The sequence below is a fragment of the Pseudomonas sp. 9.2(2024) genome (genome assembly GCF_039695385.1).
Lineage (GTDB): Bacteria > Pseudomonadota > Gammaproteobacteria > Pseudomonadales > Pseudomonadaceae > Aquipseudomonas > Aquipseudomonas paraglycinae.
This window is the reverse complement of record NZ_CP155585.1, coordinates 4,665,274-4,682,671: the sequence shown is the minus strand read 5'-3', so window position 1 is coordinate 4,682,671 and position 17,398 is coordinate 4,665,274. Positions and strand designations below refer to the sequence as shown.

The following is a 17,398-nucleotide window of genomic DNA, read 5'->3' as shown; positions in this document are numbered from 1 at the left end:
GGGCACACCGCTTCAAGCACGAATTCGAGGATTTTGAAATGTCCACAATGTTACGTCCGGCCCTGAGCCTGCTGGTGCTGATGACCCTGATGACCGGCGTTGCCTATCCGCTGGTAGTCACGGGCGTCGCGCAAGTCGCCTTCCCCGAGCAGGCCAACGGCAGCCTGGTGCGCGACGCCGAAGGCAAGGTGCGCGGCTCGTCGCTGATCGCCCAGGATTTTGTCGGCGATGCCTGGTTCCATCCGCGTCCATCAGCCGGTGCCTTTGCCACCGTGTCGAGCAGTGCGAGCAACCTGTCGCCAAGCAATCCGGCGCTGGCCACTCGGGTGATCGATGACGCCAACAAACTGCAGGTGCCCGGCCAGGGCCCGGTGCCGCTGGCGCTGGTGACCACCTCCGGCAGTGGCCTCGATCCGCACTTGCCACCGGCGGCGATTGCCTATCAACTGGCGCGTGTTGCGGCAGCGCGCAATCTGCCGGTGGCGACCTTGCAGCAGTTGCTCGACGCGCACATTGAACAGCCTCTGGTGGGTCCGCCGGTGGTGAATGTGCTGGCGCTGAACATGGCGCTGGAAAAGCTGTGAATCGCGATCACATCAGGAAGAGAGAGCTTCAAGCATGAGTGACTCCGGCCGCGCCGACGCGCTGTTAGCAGAACTGCCCCGCGACGGACGCGGCCGGCTCAAGGTTTTTCTCGGCGCAGCGCCGGGTGTGGGCAAGACTTACGCAATGCTGCAGGCGGCCCATACCCAGTTGCGCCAAGGCGTGAAAGTCATTGCCGGCGTGGTCGAAACCCACGGCCGCGCCGAAACCGAAGCGCTGCTTGGCGGCTTGCCGCAGTTGCCGCTGGTGCGCTCGGAATATCGCGGCGTGACGCTTGAAGAAATGGACCTCGACGGCCTGCTCGCGGCCAAGCCGAAACTGGTGCTGGTCGACGAACTCGCCCACAGTAACGCCCCCGGCAGCCGCCACGCCAAACGCTGGCAGGACATTCAGGAACTGCTTGCCGCCGGCATCGACGTGTACACCACGGTCAACGTCCAGCACCTGGAAAGTCTCAACGATCAGGTGCGCGGCATCACCGGTGTGCAAGTGCGCGAAACCCTGCCGGACTGGGTGTTGCAGGAAGCCTACGAACTGCTGCTGATCGACCTGCCACCCCGCGAACTGCTCGAGCGCCTGCGCGAAGGCAAGGTCTACGTGCCGGAGCAGGCACGCGCCGCGATCGATGCTTTTTTTACCCAGACCAACCTCACCGCGCTGCGCGAACTGGCGATGCAGACCGCTGCCGCGCAGGTCGATAACGATCTCGCCCAAGGCTATCGCCAGCTCGGTCAAGCCGCGCCGGCGGTACGTGGGCGCTTGCTGGTCGGCGTCGATGGCGATGCCCAGGCGGAACGGCTGGTGCGTCACGCCAGTCGCGTTGCCCAGCGCCGACATTTGCCGTGGAGTCTGGTGCACGTCGACAACGGCAGCGTGCGTGACGAGCAATCGCGCCTGCGCCTGCAAAGCGCCCAGCAACTGGCCGAACGCCTCGGCGGCGAAGTGGTCCTGCTGCGGGCCGGTGAAGTGGCGAAAACCCTGATCCAGCATGCGGCGGAACGTCGGGCGAGTCTGGTGCTGGTCGGCCAGTCGCGGCGGCGTCTGCGCAGGCGTCTGTTCGGTGGTGGGCTGGCGGCGCGTTTGCTGCGTCAGGCCCATGGTCTGGAAATCAACGTGCTGGACAGTGATCAGGAACAGCATCAACCGCGCCCGCGTGTAGCGCCGACGCTGGTGTGGTTCGACTATGCGCTGGCGCTGGTGGCGACAATTCTGGCCAGTGCGCTGGCGTGGGCGGTGTCCAGCGTGCTGCCGCTGCCGAACATCTCACTGGTGTTTCTTGCGGCGGTGTTGCTGGTGGCGGTGCGCAGCAGTCTCGGCCCGGCGCTGGCTTGTGCGGCGCTGTCGTTTCTGACCTATGACTTTCTGTTCATTCCGCCGAATTTCTCCTTCAGCATCCAGCGCGAAGAAGACGTGCTGACCTTGCTGTTCTTCCTGCTGATGGCGGCGCTCACCGGCAACTTAGCAGCGCGTCAGCGTCGGCAATTGCAGGCGCTGCGCGATACCCAGGAAGAGACCACCGAACTGCTCGACCTGTCGCGCAAACTCACCGCCGCCACCGACCGTCAGGCCGTGGTCAGCGCCGCAGCCCAGCACCTCAATGGCTGGAGCGATCTGCAACTGTGCCTGCTTAATCGCGACGGGCAGGGCGGCTGGAAAGTCGAAACCGGCGGGCCGCTGCAATTCACTGAATCCGAACGCGCCGCCGCCGACTGGGCGTGGCAACACGATCAGCCGGCGGGCATGGGCACCGGCACGTTGCCGTTCGGCCGCTGGTGGTGGTGGCCATTGTCGGTGGAAGACGGTCCGCTGGCGTTGCTCGGTGTGTGCGCCAAAGAGGGCCAGACCCTGAGCGGCCAGCGCCGTCGCTTGCTGACCGCGTTGAGTCAGCCTTTGGCTCAAGCATTGGCCCGTGCGCAACTGGCCGATGACCTGGAAGCCGCGCGCCTGCACGGCGAAACCGAACAACTGCGCAGCGCCTTACTGGCCTCGGTGTCCCACGATCTGCGCACGCCGCTGACCTCGATGCGCGGCAGCATCGACAGCCTGCTGGCCCTCGGCGAAGCGATCCCGCTGGAGGATCGCCGCGAGTTGCTCGAAGGCACCCGCGATGAAGCCGAACGTCTCGATCGTTACATCCAGAACCTGCTGGACATGACCCGTCTCGGCCACGGCGCCCTGAAGCTGGCGCGGGACTGGGTGTCGCCAGCGGACATCGTCGGCAGTGCGCTCAATCGTTTGCGGGCGGTGTTGTCGTCGTTGCAAGTGAGCACCGATGTACCGGCCGAGTTGCCGCTGTTGTACGTGCATGCCGCGTTGATCGAGCAGGCGCTGGTCAACGTGCTGGAAAACGCCGCACGCTTCTCGCCATCCCACGGCCGTCTGCAACTGCGCGCCGGGGCGGATGACAGCGAAGTGTTTTTCTCGGTCAGCGACGAAGGGCCGGGGATTCCGGTCGATGAGCGGGCGAAGATTTTCGACATGTTCTACACCGCCGCCCGGGGTGATCGGGGCGGGCAGGGCACGGGGCTGGGGCTGGCGATCTGTCAGGGCATGGTCGGTGCCCACGGCGGGCGGATCGGTGTCGGCGACGGCATCGACGGGCGTGGCACCTGCATCACCCTGCACCTGCCCTTGCAGACGCAACCGGGGATGGACGGTGAAGCCTGATCCGCGCTGCGCTACTCTCTTGCCACTCTTTTGTGTTGATGTGAATTCATGAGCCAGACCGCGACCATTTTGGTCATCGATGACGAACCGCAGATCCGCAAGTTCCTGCGTATAAGCCTCGCTTCCCAAGGCTACAAAGTGCTGGAGGCCGGCACCGGCGCCGAGGGCCTGGCCCAGGCGGCGCTGAACAAACCGGATCTGCTGGTGCTCGACCTTGGCCTGCCGGACATGGACGGCCAGCAAGTGCTGCGCGAGTTTCGCGAATGGGCCACGGCGCCGGTGCTGGTGCTGTCGGTGCGCGCCAGTGAAGGGCAGAAAGTCCAGGCGCTGGATGGCGGCGCCAATGACTACGTGACCAAGCCGTTCGGCATTCAGGAATTTCTCGCTCGGGTGCGTGCGTTGCTGCGTCAGGCCCCGGCCGGCGAAGCGCAGCAGGCCGCGTTGAATTTCGGCCCGCTGACCGTGGACCTGGCGTATCGCCGGGTGTTGCTCGACGGTGTCGAAGTCGCCCTGACCCGCAAGGAATACGCAGTGCTGGCGCAACTGGCGCGGCATCCGGGGCGGGTGATCACCCAGCAGCAATTGCTCAAGGATATCTGGGGCCCGACTCACACCGAGGACAGCCACTACCTGCGGATCGTGGTCGGGCATCTGCGGCAGAAGCTGGCAGACGATCCGACCCGGCCCCGGTTCATCGTGACCGAGGCCGGCGTCGGTTATCGCTTGTTGAGTGAGAGCAGCCTTTAGTTCTGCTCGCTCTCATAGCGGTCAAGGGTATCCCGGGCAATCTCGCGACCCAGCGCGATCAGCTCCGGCGCCTTGTAGAACTCGAAGAACCGGCACACCCGTTTCGGCACGTTGATCAGGATGTCCGGCGGATACCCGGCGATCTTGTACTGCGCCAGCGAGGTCTGCATCACCTCGAAACTCTGGTTGATCAGGTCGAGCAATGACGCCGGCCCGACGTTATCGATGATGAATGATCCGGTGGCGGATTTCGGTGCGCCGTCGCGCTCAGGGGCGGCGGCCGGTTGCTGGGTTTCCGGCTCGGCGCCTTCGACCCACGGATTGATGTCCGCCGCTTCGGCACGCAGCGCTTCCTGTTCCAGCATCAGCAGTTGCTCGGCCTGTTTGCGGCGGAACGGCATCTTCGAGCCCAACGAATTGATCAGGCTGTCGAAGCGCGTGCGGAACGCGGCGGGCCGCTGGATCACCGGCAGTTTGTAATGGCGCTGGTTGGTCGAGTTGAGATTGACCGCGATGATCAGATCGCAATGGCTCGACACCACCGGCACGATCGGCAACGGGTTGAGAATGCCGCCGTCCACCAGCATCCGGTTGCCTTGCATCACCGGGGTGAACAGGCTGGGAATCGCCGCCGAGGCGCGCATCGCCTGATGCAGGCAGCCTTCCTGGAACCAGATTTCCTGTTGATTGGTGAGGTCGGCGGCTACGGCGGTGTAGGGGATGCGCAGGTCTTCGATGTTGATCTCGCCGACGATCTTGCGGATCTGGCCGAAGACTTTTTCGCCACGGATCGCACCGAGTCGGAAACTCACATCCACCAGGCGCAACACGTCGAGGTAATCCAGGCTTTCGATCCAGTTGCGGTACTCGTCGAGCTTGCCGGCGGCGTAGATCCCGCCGACCACGGCCCCCATGGAACAGCCGGCAATACAACTGATGTCATAGCCCCGTCGTTCGATCTCTTCAATGACCCCGATATGGGCATAGCCCCGGGCGCCACCGGAGCCCAGCACCAGTGCGACACGCTTTTTCATCAAACTTCCTCCCGACAAGGTTGCACAATGCACCCATCGAGGGCCGGGCTTCAATCGCCGGGGTCGCTCGGGGCGGCAATGGCGTCGTTTTTTCGATACTTCATGACCCGTCGGCGTTATCTTTTGCAGAGCGGTGCAAATGCGGGACGCAAGGCACTTTTTCGCTGCCGCACCGTCTTACCTGCACGACTGTTGACCAATCTTCGAGGTGTGAGTGATGAAAGCCTGGATCTGTGTGCCGTTGATGGCGCTGGCATTGGCCGGTTGCGCCGGCAAGACCGCTTACCGCGACAGCTGCGGCAGCCAGCTGGACGCGGCGTGGCATGAATTGGATCTGGCTAAGGCCGAAGGTTTTGCCGGCACCGTCAGCTATTCCAAGGCGTTGTCGCTGTTGACGGCGGCCAAGACCCAGCAGCAATTCGAAGGGTTTGAAGGCTGCACCAAGAAAGCCGAAAAGGCACGTTTCTACATTCGCGAATCCCGCGCCGGGCGCTAAGCTGCTGACGTGGCGCAAGGGCAGGTTCCTTGCGCAGGTGCACACTCATGCAGCGCCATTGAATTCAGGAGCAAGTAATGTCTGCGTTGGTCGATCGGTTGGTGGCTCATGTCTTGAGCCTGGAAGTCAGGCTGCTGGGCTGTCAGGCCCGTTTGACCGCTCGAACCGACCCTGAAGCACTGCACGATCTGCGCACCACCGTGCGGCGCTTGCGCAGTCTGCTGCGACCGTTGCGCGGCTTGCCCGGTGTCGAGCAACTGGAAAGCGCGGCGGCCAGCGTCGGGCAACTGACCACGCCGTGGCGCGATCGCGAGGTGTTGGCAGCCTGGCTGATCAAACACGATCAGCCCGAAGCCGCGCAGCGCCGCATGGCGCAGATGGCCGAGGCGTACCCGACGCTGGCGGCCAGCGCCGAAGTGGCGTCGCTGCTGATGATCCTCGACGCCTTTCCGCGTTTTCTGCGCGCGTCCCAGCGCCAGGGATTGCTCAAGCGCCTGGACAAACGCATCGAAAAACGTCTGGGTAAACAATGGAAAAACCTCGACGTGGCGCTGCACGACCCGGCCCACGACCGACATCGCTTGCGCCTGCTGATCAAGCGTGTGCGCTACGGCATCGAGGCCTACCCCGAGCTTGATCGTCTGCCCGAAGCCGCATTGCCTCGTTTGAAATCCGCACAAGGCGCTCTCGGTGACTGGCACGATTGCTGGCAATGGCTGGCCCGCGCCGAGCTGGAGCCGGATCTGCAACCCTGCGTCGCCACTTGGCAGGCGACCATGGCCAAGGCCGAAATCAAGGCCGACCGGGTGCTGGAAAAACTCAGCGCAGCCTGCTTCAAGTCCTGAAACCCGCTGGCGCGCAGCATCGCTGTCTTATCTGTCAGTCTCTTTGACCGGAATGGACGCTGCGCCGCTCTGCCGCGCTGGTTAAGATCCGGTCATTCCCTTTTCCGTGTCCGAGGTTTCCATGCGCTTTTGCGATCTGATCGATGCTGTCCGTCGTCAACCGGAGGTCACGATTCCGGCGGAGTGGGGGCAGGGCCGGGCCAGTTTTGGCGGATTGGTGGCCGCGCTGCAATTTGAAGTGATGCGTACCAAGGTGCCTGCCGATCGGCCGGTGCGTTCGCTGGCGATCACTTTCGTCGGCCCGGTCGAGCCCGAAGTGCCGGTGAGCTTTGAAGTCGAAGTACTGCGTGAAGGCAAAGCGGTCAGCCAGGTGCTGGGGCGCGCTGTGCAGAACGGTCAGGTGGTGACGATGGTGCAAGGCAGCTTCGGGGCTTCGCGCTCGTCGGAAGTGGCGGTTGAAGCCTATCCGGCACCGGAGATGAAACACTGGGATGACTGCCAGGAACTGCCGTATATCAAGGGCGTAACCCCCGAGTTCATGCGCCATCTGGCGATGCGCTGGAGTGTCGGCGGCATGCCGTTCACCGGCAATCAATCGCGGCTGATGGGCGGCTGGGTGCGTTTGCGTGGGGATGTGAAGGAAGAGCCGGTCAACGAAGCGCACCTGCTGGCGCTGGTCGATGCCTGGCCGCCCGCGCTGTTGCCGTATCTGAAGAAGCCGGCACCGGGCAGCACGCTGACCTGGACCATCGAATTCGTTCAGCCGTTACGGGATTTGAGTACGCTGGATTTTTGCCAATACCTGGCGGACATCGAGTATGCGGCTGACGGTTACGGGCATGTCGCCGCCAAGCTGTGGAGCGCGAAGGGTGAACTGATTGCCATGAGTCGGCAGACGGTGACGATCTTCGCCTGACTCAATGGCGGCGATGGCGTTCACGCCAGGCGCGAAACCAGCCGCCACTGAGGAAGAACCGCGGAAACGTCAGGAACTGCTCGACCAGCAGACGCGAGACGGCGTCCTTGCGATCACTGAACGGCTCGGAGGCTTGCGCCTCCAGGCTGTGACCGTGACGCTGCAGACCCAGCGCCGCAATGACGCCAATCACGCCGATCGCCACGCTGGCCAGACTCAGGCTGAACACGCCCGAGACGATCAACAGAAACGCGACGATGAACAGCGGCACGGCAATCAGGTGCAGCACCAGATTGGTCGGGTGCTGATGGTTGTTCGGGTACGCGCGCCATTGCCACGCGGGAAGGTTGGGGTGACGTTTGCCCATGTTGCTGCTCCTCGATCCATGTTCGTTCGGTACATGGTTGAAGAATAGGCCGGGGCAGCGAGGGCGGCGAATCAAGGTTGGCTATTGAAGTGATAGGCGTCATCGCTCGGTTCGATGTTGCCGGAGCTGACGGCATCGCCAGCAGGCCAGCTCCCACAAAGGAACAGTCTTCACTCATCCACTGTGGGCCAGCCTGCTGGCGATGAGGCCCTCAAAGCTTGAGTTGACCTATCGCCTTGTTCAGCTCCCCGGCCAGCGTCGCCAACTCGTTACTGGTGGTTGCCGAATCCACGGTTTGCTGCACGGTGTTCTCGGTGACATCACGAATGCTCACCACCGCGCGGTTCATCTCTTCGGCCACCTGACTTTGCTGCTCCGCCGCCACCGCAATCTGCGTGTTGCTCTCGCGCATTTGCGCCACCGCGCCGGTGATTTCCGCCAGTGCTTCGCCGGCCTCCTGCGCCTGTTGCACGCAGTCATCGGCCTTGTACGAACTTTGCTGCATGAAGTCCACCGCGTCGCGGGTGCCGGCCTGCAACGCCGAGACCATGGTGGTGATCTCATCGGTGGAGGTCTGCACACGTTTGGCAAGGTTGCGCACCTCGTCGGCGACCACCGCAAACCCGCGACCCATTTCCCCGGCACGGGCCGCTTCGATGGCGGCGTTGAGCGCCAGCAGATTGGTCTGTTCGGCGATGCTGTGGATCACGCTGACCACGCCGTTGATCTTTTGGCTGTCCTCGGCCAGACGCTGGATCATCTCGGCGGTCTGCTGCACGCCGCTGGACAGGCCGGCAATCGAAGTCTGCACCCGGCTCACCACTTGCTGGCCACTGCCGGCCAGGCCGTCGGCGGTCTGCGACAGGTCGCGAGTGGCGCCGGCGTGCTGGGCGATGTGGTAGACGGTGGCGGTCATTTCGTTGATCGCCGTGGCGGCCTGATCGGTTTCGCTCTGCTGGCCGAGCATGCCGTGACGTACTTCGTTCATGCTCGACGCCAGTCGCGCGGCACCGACGTCGAGTTGCCGCGCGGTGTTGGCCACGGTGGTCACTACTCGCTGATAACCGGCCTGCATCGCATTGAACGCGTTGGCCATCTGACCGACTTCATCCTTGCAGGCCAGCGGCACCCGGGCGGCAAGGTCGCCGGTTTTCTCCACGTGCAGCATCACGTCCTTGAGCGTATTGAGCTGACTGAGCAGAAAGCGGATCAACAATTGTGAAGCGCCGAGCATCGCCAGCATCAGGATGAACACCGCCACCGCGTAGTTGGCGAAGCGCTCGCTGAACACCTGGCTGAGGCTGGGGGCGTAGGCAATCACGGCGACCTGCTGACCATCGGCACGGCTGAAAACCTCGGCGCCGAGCAGCGGGTTTTCGCCGAACAACGGTAGGTGACTGATCTCGATCCAGCCGCCGCTGTCGGTGATCTCCAGCAGCGGCTGATCGTTGAGGCGCGGCGCTTCACCGCGTTTGAAAGTCAGCACCTGTTCGGATTTTGGCAGCGCCTGCCCGGCCGGCCAGGCCTTGAGCAATTGTGCCTGGGCCTGGGCCGAGGTTTGCGCGGCGTGGCTGCGGGCCTGTTGTTCGAGCTGCACGGCGTACAGCACCAGCAACAGGGTGGTGACAAAGGCGACCGCGTTGACCGCCCAGAATTTGTATTTCAGCGAGATATTGCTAAGCCAGGCACCCATGGAGGTCTTCTCTGATAGCGGAAACAGTTTTGGCAAGGTGCCATTATTGTGCCGCTACGCAGGTGTCCGGATCTTGATGTGCATCAACAAGTGATGCATTGGCCTCGGCTAGGGCAGGGTAGGTAAACCGTAGAAAGCACGTGCGCAAGCGGTGGTGTGGGCCGCCAAGTCTGCTTCGGTCTCGCCTCGATGCAACGCCACTTCACGCAGCACTTCGGTCAGATACGCCGGCTCGTTGCGGCCGTTTTTCGGCTTCGGCCGCAACGTGCGCGGCAGCAGGTACGGTGCATCGCTTTCCAGCATCAGGCGACCGCGCTTGATCTCCTTCACCAGCGGATGCAAATGGGTGCCGCGACGCTCGTCGCAGATCCAGCCGGTGATGCCGATGTGCAGATCCAGATCGAGGTAGCTGAACAGGGCTTTCTGCTCGCCGGTGAAGCAATGCACCACGGCGGCGGGCAAGCGGTCGCGGAAGTCACGGAGGATGTCCAGCAGTCGCTGGCTCGCATCACGTTCGTGCAGAAACACCGGCAATTGCAGTTCGGCAGCCAGCGCCAGATGTTCTTCGAGGACTTTTTCCTGCTGCGGGCGCGGCGAGAAATCACGGTTGAAATCCAGCCCGCATTCACCCACCGCCACCACGTTCGATTCCTGCAGCAGACTGCGCAGACGCCGCGCGCTGTCGGCATTCCAGTCGCTGGCGGAATGCGGGTGAATGCCGGCGGTGGCGAACAGTCGCTGGCCGTCCGGATCCAGTTGCCGGCACAGCTCCAGCGCCTGTTCGCTGCCCTCGACGCTGGTGCCGGTCAGCACCAGTTGGCAGACGCCGGCAGCGTAGGCGCGGTCGAGCACGGCCTGGTGTTTGTCGGCGAAACTGGGGTTGGTCAGGTTGACGCCGATATCGATGAGTTGCATGGTGCTACCTCGGGCCGAAGGCCGGAAAGCATATCAGAGCTGTAGATTTATAAGAAAAGCCAAGAACTACAACGGCTTATGGCTGTCTGTTGAGGCCGCGAGGCAGGCTGGGGTGGCAGAGTTGCCATCACTGTGCCAGTCTCTCGCACTTTATCAGCGCTCCAGGCGCTCTGTTTTCGTCGGTGTTTTGCGACCGCTCAGCGGTAAAAACGCCCCGTATTCTTTCCGGAGAGTGGATGGTTCGTCCCTCGGTTTTGCTCCTGCTGTGTGGTTCGTTGCTGCTGCCGATGACGGCGGTCGCACGGCTGCCCGGGCCGCTGCAAGCCGTGCCGGCCGCCAAGGTTCGCGACCTGACCGAAATCCGCAGCAGCCGCGTGTTGCGAGTGTTGGTCAACCAGAGCCGCAACAGCTCCGGCGAAGTCCAGGGCCAGGCGATCGGCATCGAATACCACCGGCTGCGCGCCTTCGAGCAATACCTCAATGGCCACGCTCGCGACGGCCAGGAAATCACCCTCAAGATCATCCCCAAAGCCAAGGATCAACTGCTCGGCGCGCTACAGCGTGGCGAAGGCGATCTTGTTGCGCCAGGCGAACTGCTCGAGTTGCAACCCGGCCACGCGGTCGCCAGCAGCGAGCCGATTGCCAGCAACGTGCCGCTGGTGCTGGTCGGCATCAAGGGTGAAAAACGCTACACCAAGGTCGAGCAACTGGCCGGCAAAACCCTGGCGCTGCCCACCGGCAGTGCGGCGGGGGAGGCGGTCAGTCAGCTCAACCAGAAACTGGCGCTGCACAAACTGGCGCCGATCAAGATCGAATGGGTCGATCCGACGCTGGCGGTCGAGGACGTGCTGGAGATGGTTCAGGGCGGGATCTTCCACTTGACCATCGTCGAGCAACCGATTGCCGAGCGGTGGGGCAAGATCCTGCCCAAGCTGCGTTTCGACCGTCAGGTGATGATCAGCGAACCGGGCGAGGAATACTGGTTCGTACGCCGTGATGCGTCGATGTTGCGGGCCAGCATCGACCGCTTCCTGACCGGCTACAAAAAGCCGTCGAACGAAGATGCGGCGTTCCTGCGGATCTACCGCCGTCTCTATCAGGTGCACTATCCGTTGGCCAAGGCTGACCGCCAGCGCCTGGAGAAACTGCGCCCGACCCTGCAGAAGCACGCCGAAGCGCAAAACATGGATTGGCTCAACCTGGCGGCGCTGGCCTTCAAGGAGTCGGCGCTACAGCCCAACGCGCGCAACGGCAGCGGCCCGACCGGGCTGATGCAGATCACGCCGTCCGCCGCGCAGCGAGTCGGCGTCAACAATATCCAGAATCTCGATGCGAATGTGCAGGCCGGGGCCAAGTACCTGGCGATGATCCGCCGCAAGTTCTTCAACAGCCCCAAACTCAACGAGCGCGAGCGCATGGCGTTCACCCTGGCCGCCTACAACATCGGCCCGGAGCGGGTGCAAGGCATGCGTGCCGAGGCACGACGTCGCGGCCTGAATCCCAACCAGTGGTTCTTTCAGGTCGAGCGCATCGCCATGGAGCAGGTGGGAATGGGGGCCGTCAGCTATGTTAATAGTGTGAACAAGTATTACTTGGCGTTCGACCGGGAGCGGGAGTCGTTGGAGCCCGGGGGGCAGAAAGTGGTTTCACGCAAATGATCAAAAAAGTTGATTGTTATGGCGGAATTTTTGCGCTTTTAACATGAAAATAACTGATTAATATAGCGGCCAACCAACAAGCACTTCTGACAACAAGGAAACGCAACATGAGCTCTCTGATCAACAAGGTTCTGTTCACCCGCGCCGGCTACGGTCTGACCATTCTGCGCATTGCCGTCGGCGTGATCTTCGCCGCCCACGGCTCGCAGAAACTCTTCGGCCTCTTCGGTGGCTACGGCCTGGCGGGCACTGCGCAATACATGGAAAGCATCGGCCTGACCCCGGGTTACCTGATGGCCACCTTGGCCGGCGGTACCGAGTTCTTCGCCGGTCTGGCGCTGATCATCGGCCTGCTGGTTCGCCCGGCGGCACTGGGCCTGACCTTCCTGTCGCTGGTGGCGATCTTCACCGTGCACATCAGCAACGGTCTGTTCATGGCCAACAACGGTTACGAGTTCGCTCTGGCCCTGCTCGGCGGCAGCCTCGCGGTGCTGATCGAAGGCGCCGGCAAGCTCTCGGTGGATCGCGCCATCGCCGGTTGAAGGCTCTGGCTCAAGCAAAAGGCCCGCATTGTGCGGGCCTTTTTTGTTGCGGCTGATTCTTGACACTGGCCGGTCACGTTCTCTAGGATGCCGCTCATGCGCCGATTTAAACAGCTACTTGCGGGGCGCCAGGTGACTATTCTTCAGTTGCCGTCAGAAGCCGGAACAGGGCTTCGAAATACCGCTAAAGCGCTGGTTCGGTGTTGCCTCTCACCTGCCATGCAGACTTTTGAGGCAGAGACACGACACGATGAATGCACTACGCCCTCCAGCACGTCCCGCGCCGATCACGGCACACATCACCCAACGCAATCCGAAAATCCTGCTTGGCGGCAAACATCAGCCGACGCTGTTGCGTTATCTCGATGGCTGGCCACGCCGCAGCGGCGGTCCTGCCGCCTTCCTGATCCAGTTCGTTGAAGACGGTGAGTCGCTGGCGCGTTTTGCCGATGACAGTTTCGATCTGGCCGTCATTCAGGCCCCGAGCCTTGAAGAGGCGCCGGAAATGATTCGCCAACTGACCCGCGTCGCACGCCAAGGCCTGATCACCCGGCGCTGAGCGTCAGGGATATTCGATCGCCACGATGTAGACGAACTGTTCGCCGGTCGGCGTCTGTACCCGCACTTCAGCATCCAGCGCCTTGCCGATCAGGGCGCGGGCCAGCGGTGAGTCGATGCTGATCAGGCCGAGTTTCAGGTCCAGTTCGTCCGGGCCGACGATGCGATAGCGCGATTGTTTGCCGTCCTCGTCTTCGATGGTCACCCAGGCGCCGAAGTAGACCTTGTTCGGATCACTCGGTTTTTCGCTGACCACTTTCAACGCCTCAAGGCGTTTGGTGAGAAAACGCACGCGGCTGTCGATCTCGCGCAGCATTTTCTTGCCGTAGGTGTACTCGGCATTTTCCGAACGATCACCCTGAGCCGCCGCTTCGCTGACCGATTGCGTCACCTGCGGGCGGCGCACGTGCCAAAGCTCATGGAATTCGGCGCGCATCCGCGCTTCACCTTCGGGGGTGATCAGCGCGGTGCCGGCGGTGCGGGGAGGGCGATAACGGCTCATGGCAACTTCTTGTGATTAATACGGCTGGAGTCTATCAACCCTCGCGTAACACTGTCAGCGGGCTGGCGTTCAGCGCACGCCGCGTGCCGAACACCCCGGCGCCACCGATCAGCGCCGCGCCGATCAACGGCAACAGCAGCAACCACGGATGGGGATGCCATGGCAGGTCGAAGGCAAAGCGATACAGCACCAGACTCACCACTTCCGAACCGATCGCCGCGAGCAATCCGCTGACCGCGCCGAGCAAGCCGAACTCGATCCGTCGCGCCTTGATCAGCAACTGCCGCTCGGCCCCCAGCGCACGCAACAGCGCACCCTGGCGAATGCGCTCATCCAGGGTTGCCTGCAAACCGGAAAACAGCACCGCCATCCCCGCCGCCAACACAAACAACAACACATACTCCACCGCCAGGGTGACCTGGGCAAGGATGCTGCGCAGCTGTTCGAGCAAGGCTTCGACCTGCAGGATGGTCACTGCCGGGAATGCTCGGGACAGCTCGACAATCTGCTGATCGTGACCGGGTGCCAGATAGAAGCTGGTCAGATAGGTCGCCGGCAGATCCTTCAGGGTGCCGGGCTGGAAGATCATGAAGAAGTTCGGCTGGAAGTTGTCCCAGTTGATCTCCCGCAAACTGGTGACCTTCGCTTCGCGATTGACCCCGCCGACGCTGAACACCATGTGATCGCCCAGCTTGAGCTTGAGGCTTTCGGCCACCTTGCCTTCCACCGATACGCCCGGAACGTCATCCGAAGGTTGCCCGGTCCACCACGAACCGGCGGTGATCTTGTTGCCCGCCGGCAGATCCGAAGCCCAGGTCAGGCTCAGGTCGCGCTGGATCGCGCGGTCGCCGGCCGAATCCTTGCTGACGATCTGCTGCACCGCTTCGCCATTGATGCTGATCAGCCGCCCAGGCACCACCGGGTACAACGGCGCGGCCTGGGCCGAGACATTGATCAGGTGATCGGTGAAGGCCTGTTTGTCGGCCGGCAGGATGTTCAGGGCGAAATAGTTGGGTGCGTTCTTCGGCAACTGGTTTTGCCAGGTGTCGAGCAGTTCACCGCGCAGCAGTGCAATCAACGCCATGGACAGCAGAATCAGCCCGAAGGCCAATGACTGGCCAGCCGCCGCCAAAGGATGGCGCAACAACTGACCCAGCCCGAGACGCCACGGCAAGGACGCGCGCGCAAGCAGGCGACGCAGGCTTTGCAGCAGCAACAGCAGCAAGCCGCCGAGCACCAGCGCGGCGACCACACCGCCGCCGAGCAGGGCGAACGTCAGCAGCAGGTCCAGACTCAGGCGCCACATGATCAGCCCGAGCGCACCGAGTGCTGCGCCATAGACCATCCAGGTACTCGATGGAATCGGCAGCATGTCCCGGCGCAAGACCCGCAACGGCGGCACGCGGCCCAGTGCAGCGAGCGGTGGCAGGGCGAAACCGGCCAGCGCCACCAGTCCGGTACCGATTCCGGCCAGCGCCGGCAGCAAGCCACCCGGCGGTACGTCGGTCGGCAGCAGATCATGCAGCAGCGCGAACAATCCCAATTGCGCGAGCCAGCCGAGCAGGGCACCGCTGAGGCTGGCGAGCAGGCCGAGCACCGTCAGTTGCAGACTGAACAGCACCAGGGTTTCCCGGCGCGACAAGCCCAGGCAACGCAGCAGGGCGCTGGCATCGAAACGCCGGCTGGCGAAGCGGTTCGCCGATAGCGCCACCGCGACACCGGCCAGAAGCACGGCAACCAGACTGGCCATGTTCAGATAGCGTTCGGCCTTGCCCAGTGCACCGCCGATCTGCCGGTTGCCATCCCGGGCATCCTGAATCCGCTGGTTGGCGGCGAGTCCCGGTTTGATTAGCTGGCGATAGGTTTCCAGCGCCTGCGGCTCTCCGCGCCACAGTTCGCGGTAACTCACCCGGCTGCCGGGTTGCACCACGCCGGTCGCGGCGAGGTCGTCGAGGTTGATCAGCACCCGTGGCGTCAGGCTGTAGAAGTTGCCGGCGCGGTCCGGTTCGTAGGTCAGCACTCGCGTCAGTTTCAACGTCTTCATGCCGACGTCGATGCTGTCGCCGATCTTCAGGTCCAGCGCCGTCAGCAGGCGCGCTTCGACCCAGGCTTCACCGGGCTGCGGCTCGCCTCCCGTTTCTTCTGTCGCGTAAGGGGCGAGAGCGCTTTTCAGCTCGCCGCGCAGCGGATAGGCGCGGTCGACCGCTTTGATGCTGGAGAGCTGAATGCCGTTGTCCGTGGCGATGACGCTGGAAAACTCCACCACCTGCGCATGATCCAGACGCAGCTCGGTGCCGCTCCGGATCTGTTCCAGCCGGGCCGGCGAACTGCCTTCGAGCGACAGGTCGGCGCCTAAAAACTCGGTGGCGCGCAGCATCATCGCGCCGTTGAGACGGGCACCGAAATAGCCGATCGCGGTACTCGCCGCGACTGCCACGACCAAGGCGAAAAACAGTACCCGCAGTTCACCGGCGCGGGCATCGCGCATCAGTTGGCGCAGGGCGAGACTGAACAGACGCAACAGCGGCAGACGTGCCATCAAGGCTCCAGAGGGGCGACCAACAGGCCGGCTTCAAGACGGATCAGACGCCGGCAACGATGGGCCAGGCGTTCGTCGTGGGTCACCAGCACCAGGGTGGTGCCGCGTTCCTTGTTCAATTCGAACAGCAAGTCGCTGATGCGCTCGCCGGTGTGGCTGTCGAGGTTGCCGGTGGGTTCGTCGGCGAACAGCACGTCCGGCTCGGCGGCGAACGCCCGGGCAATCGCGACGCGCTGCTGCTCACCACCGGAGAGCTGGCGTGGCGAGTGAGTCAGGCGCTGGCCAAGGCCGACCCGTTGCAGCAATTCGGTGGCGCGGCTTCGAGCGTCTTTGCGGCCGTCGAGCTCCAGCGGCAGCATGACGTTTTCCAGCGCGTTGAGGCTGTCCAGCAGCTGGAACGACTGAAAGACGAAGCCTACGTGTTCGGCGCGAATGCGCGCGCGCTGGTCTTCGTCGAGATTGCTCAGGCCTTGCCCGGCGAGCGTTACTTCGCCGCTGCTCGGCAGGTCAAGGCCCGCAAGCAGACCGAGCAGGGTGGATTTGCCGGAACCGGACGCGCCGACGATGGCCAGGCTGTCGCCCTTGTTCAGTTCCAGGCTGAGTTCGTGCAGGATGGTCAGTTCACCTTCCGCGCTGGGAACCACTTTGCTAAGGTTCTTCGCGGTGAGAATGCTTGCGCCCATGGAGAATCCGATGCGTGTGTGGTTTTTGAGTGCTGGCCTGGCCTTGATGTGCATGGCCCAGAACGCAGCGGCGGGTACAGTCCTGATCGTTGGCGATAGTATCAGCGCCGGTTTCGGACTGGATACCCGGCTGGGGTGGGTGTCGTTGCTCGAACAGCGGCTCAAGACCGAAGGTTTTGACGACAAAGTGGTCAATGCATCCATCAGTGGCGACACCAGTGCCGGAGGCCAGGCGCGGCTGCCGGCGCTGCTTGCAGAGCACAAACCGGAACTGGTGATCCTCGAATTGGGCGGCAACGATGGCCTGCGCGGAATGCCGCCGACGCAATTGCAACAAAATCTTGCTTCGATGATCGACAGCTCCCGCCAAAGCGGTGCCAAGGTGTTGTTGCTCGGCATGCAGTTGCCACCCAACTACGGCAAGCGTTACACGGATGCCTTTGCCGAGGTCTACGGCAAGCTCGCCGAGGAGAAAAAAATCCCGCTGGTGCCGTTTTTCCTCGACGGTGTGGGCGGGCATCCGGACTTGATGCAGGCCGACGGTCTGCACCCGGCGGCCGGGGCTCAGGGCAAGTTGCTGGAAAATGTCTGGCCGACGCTAAAACCGCTGTTATGAGGCTTTTCTAGCGGCAG

Annotated in this window: 17 protein-coding genes; 10 read left to right on the top strand and 7 right to left on the bottom strand. The window is 63.0% G+C overall.

Annotated features, from left to right (window positions below):
- Window positions 1–38: 38 nt before the first annotated feature.
- Genes kdpC through ABFB52_RS20985 form a run of 3 tightly spaced genes read left to right on the top strand, consistent with a single transcriptional unit; the run spans window position 39 to window position 4,017 of the window.
- Window positions 39–584, top strand: coding sequence for a potassium-transporting ATPase subunit KdpC (gene kdpC / locus ABFB52_RS20995; protein ID WP_085744987.1), 546 nt, complete (start codon window positions 39–41; stop codon window positions 582–584).
- Window positions 585–618: 34 nt separating this feature from the next.
- Complete coding sequence (locus tag ABFB52_RS20990) at window positions 619–3,270, top strand: sensor histidine kinase KdpD (RefSeq protein ID WP_102686469.1); 2,652 nt, start codon at window positions 619–621, stop codon at window positions 3,268–3,270.
- A 48-nt stretch (window positions 3,271–3,318) separates the two neighbouring features.
- Window positions 3,319–4,017: a response regulator gene (locus ABFB52_RS20985; RefSeq protein ID WP_039770498.1), complete on the top strand. Its 699-nt coding sequence runs from the start codon at window positions 3,319–3,321 to the stop codon at window positions 4,015–4,017.
- Here ABFB52_RS20985 and ABFB52_RS20980 read toward each other — a convergent pair.
- Complete coding sequence (locus ABFB52_RS20980; protein ID WP_085607182.1) at window positions 4,014–5,051, bottom strand: patatin-like phospholipase family protein; 1,038 nt, start codon at window positions 5,049–5,051, stop codon at window positions 4,014–4,016. The genes ABFB52_RS20985 and ABFB52_RS20980 overlap by 4 nt on opposite strands.
- 217 nt (window positions 5,052–5,268) lie before the next feature.
- Between ABFB52_RS20980 and ABFB52_RS20975 the strand changes: the two genes are divergently transcribed.
- The 3 genes from ABFB52_RS20975 (at window position 5,269) to ABFB52_RS20965 (ending at window position 7,308) form a co-directional block, all read left to right on the top strand.
- A complete protein-coding gene (locus ABFB52_RS20975) occupies window positions 5,269–5,547 on the top strand; it encodes a hypothetical protein (RefSeq protein ID WP_007950948.1) in 279 nt (92 codons plus the stop codon).
- Between the two features lie 77 nt (window positions 5,548–5,624).
- Entirely contained in the window at window positions 5,625–6,392 is a 768-nt protein-coding gene (locus ABFB52_RS20970; RefSeq protein ID WP_102686468.1) for a CHAD domain-containing protein, read from the top strand.
- A 121-nt stretch (window positions 6,393–6,513) separates the two neighbouring features.
- The gene (locus ABFB52_RS20965; RefSeq protein WP_102686467.1) at window positions 6,514–7,308 is read left to right on the top strand and encodes a thioesterase family protein; all 795 of its coding nucleotides are present in this window, start codon (window positions 6,514–6,516) and stop codon (window positions 7,306–7,308) included.
- Between the two features lies 1 nt (window position 7,309).
- On the opposite strand, the gene ABFB52_RS20960 is transcribed toward ABFB52_RS20965, so the two are convergent.
- From ABFB52_RS20960 to ABFB52_RS20950, 3 genes are all read right to left on the bottom strand, one after another.
- Window positions 7,310–7,675 carry an Mpo1-like protein gene (locus tag ABFB52_RS20960; RefSeq protein WP_085612198.1) on the bottom strand — a complete coding sequence of 122 codons (366 nt, stop codon included), beginning with the start codon at window positions 7,673–7,675 and terminating at the stop codon, window positions 7,310–7,312.
- A gap of 211 nt (window positions 7,676–7,886) precedes the next feature.
- On the bottom strand, window positions 7,887–9,368 hold the full coding sequence (locus ABFB52_RS20955; protein ID WP_129972552.1) for a methyl-accepting chemotaxis protein: 1,482 nt from the start codon (window positions 9,366–9,368) through the stop codon (window positions 7,887–7,889).
- Window positions 9,369–9,476: 108 nt separating this feature from the next.
- Window positions 9,477–10,283, bottom strand: coding sequence for a TatD family hydrolase (locus ABFB52_RS20950; RefSeq protein WP_085744982.1), 807 nt, complete (start codon window positions 10,281–10,283; stop codon window positions 9,477–9,479).
- Between the two features lie 236 nt (window positions 10,284–10,519).
- On the opposite strand from ABFB52_RS20950, the gene ABFB52_RS20945 reads away from it, so the two are divergent.
- From ABFB52_RS20945 to ABFB52_RS20935, 3 genes are all read left to right on the top strand, one after another.
- The gene (locus tag ABFB52_RS20945) at window positions 10,520–11,941 is read left to right on the top strand and encodes a transglycosylase SLT domain-containing protein (RefSeq protein WP_085744981.1); all 1,422 of its coding nucleotides are present in this window, start codon (window positions 10,520–10,522) and stop codon (window positions 11,939–11,941) included.
- 107 nt (window positions 11,942–12,048) lie between these two features.
- Entirely contained in the window at window positions 12,049–12,483 is a 435-nt protein-coding gene (locus ABFB52_RS20940; protein WP_007950955.1) for a DoxX family protein, read from the top strand.
- Window positions 12,484–12,733: 250 nt separating this feature from the next.
- Window positions 12,734–13,042: a hypothetical protein gene (locus ABFB52_RS20935; RefSeq protein ID WP_085607170.1), complete on the top strand. Its 309-nt coding sequence runs from the start codon at window positions 12,734–12,736 to the stop codon at window positions 13,040–13,042.
- A 3-nt stretch (window positions 13,043–13,045) separates the two neighbouring features.
- Here ABFB52_RS20935 and greB read toward each other — a convergent pair whose 3' ends face one another.
- From greB to ABFB52_RS20920, 3 genes are read right to left on the bottom strand one after another with little or no spacing between them, the layout of a single operon-like run.
- Complete coding sequence (greB, locus tag ABFB52_RS20930) at window positions 13,046–13,543, bottom strand: transcription elongation factor GreB (protein ID WP_039770483.1); 498 nt, start codon at window positions 13,541–13,543, stop codon at window positions 13,046–13,048.
- 34 nt (window positions 13,544–13,577) lie between these two features.
- Window positions 13,578–16,082, bottom strand: coding sequence for an ABC transporter permease (locus ABFB52_RS20925; RefSeq protein ID WP_129972553.1), 2,505 nt, complete (start codon window positions 16,080–16,082; stop codon window positions 13,578–13,580).
- On the bottom strand, window positions 16,082–16,765 hold the full coding sequence (locus ABFB52_RS20920) for an ABC transporter ATP-binding protein (protein WP_007955651.1): 684 nt from the start codon (window positions 16,763–16,765) through the stop codon (window positions 16,082–16,084). The genes ABFB52_RS20925 and ABFB52_RS20920 overlap by 1 nt, the downstream gene beginning before the upstream one ends.
- A 10-nt stretch (window positions 16,766–16,775) precedes the next feature.
- On the opposite strand from ABFB52_RS20920, the gene ABFB52_RS20915 reads away from it, so the two are divergent.
- Window positions 16,776–17,381: an arylesterase gene (locus tag ABFB52_RS20915; RefSeq protein WP_007955652.1), complete on the top strand. Its 606-nt coding sequence runs from the start codon at window positions 16,776–16,778 to the stop codon at window positions 17,379–17,381.
- Window positions 17,382–17,398: the final 17 nt, after the last annotated feature.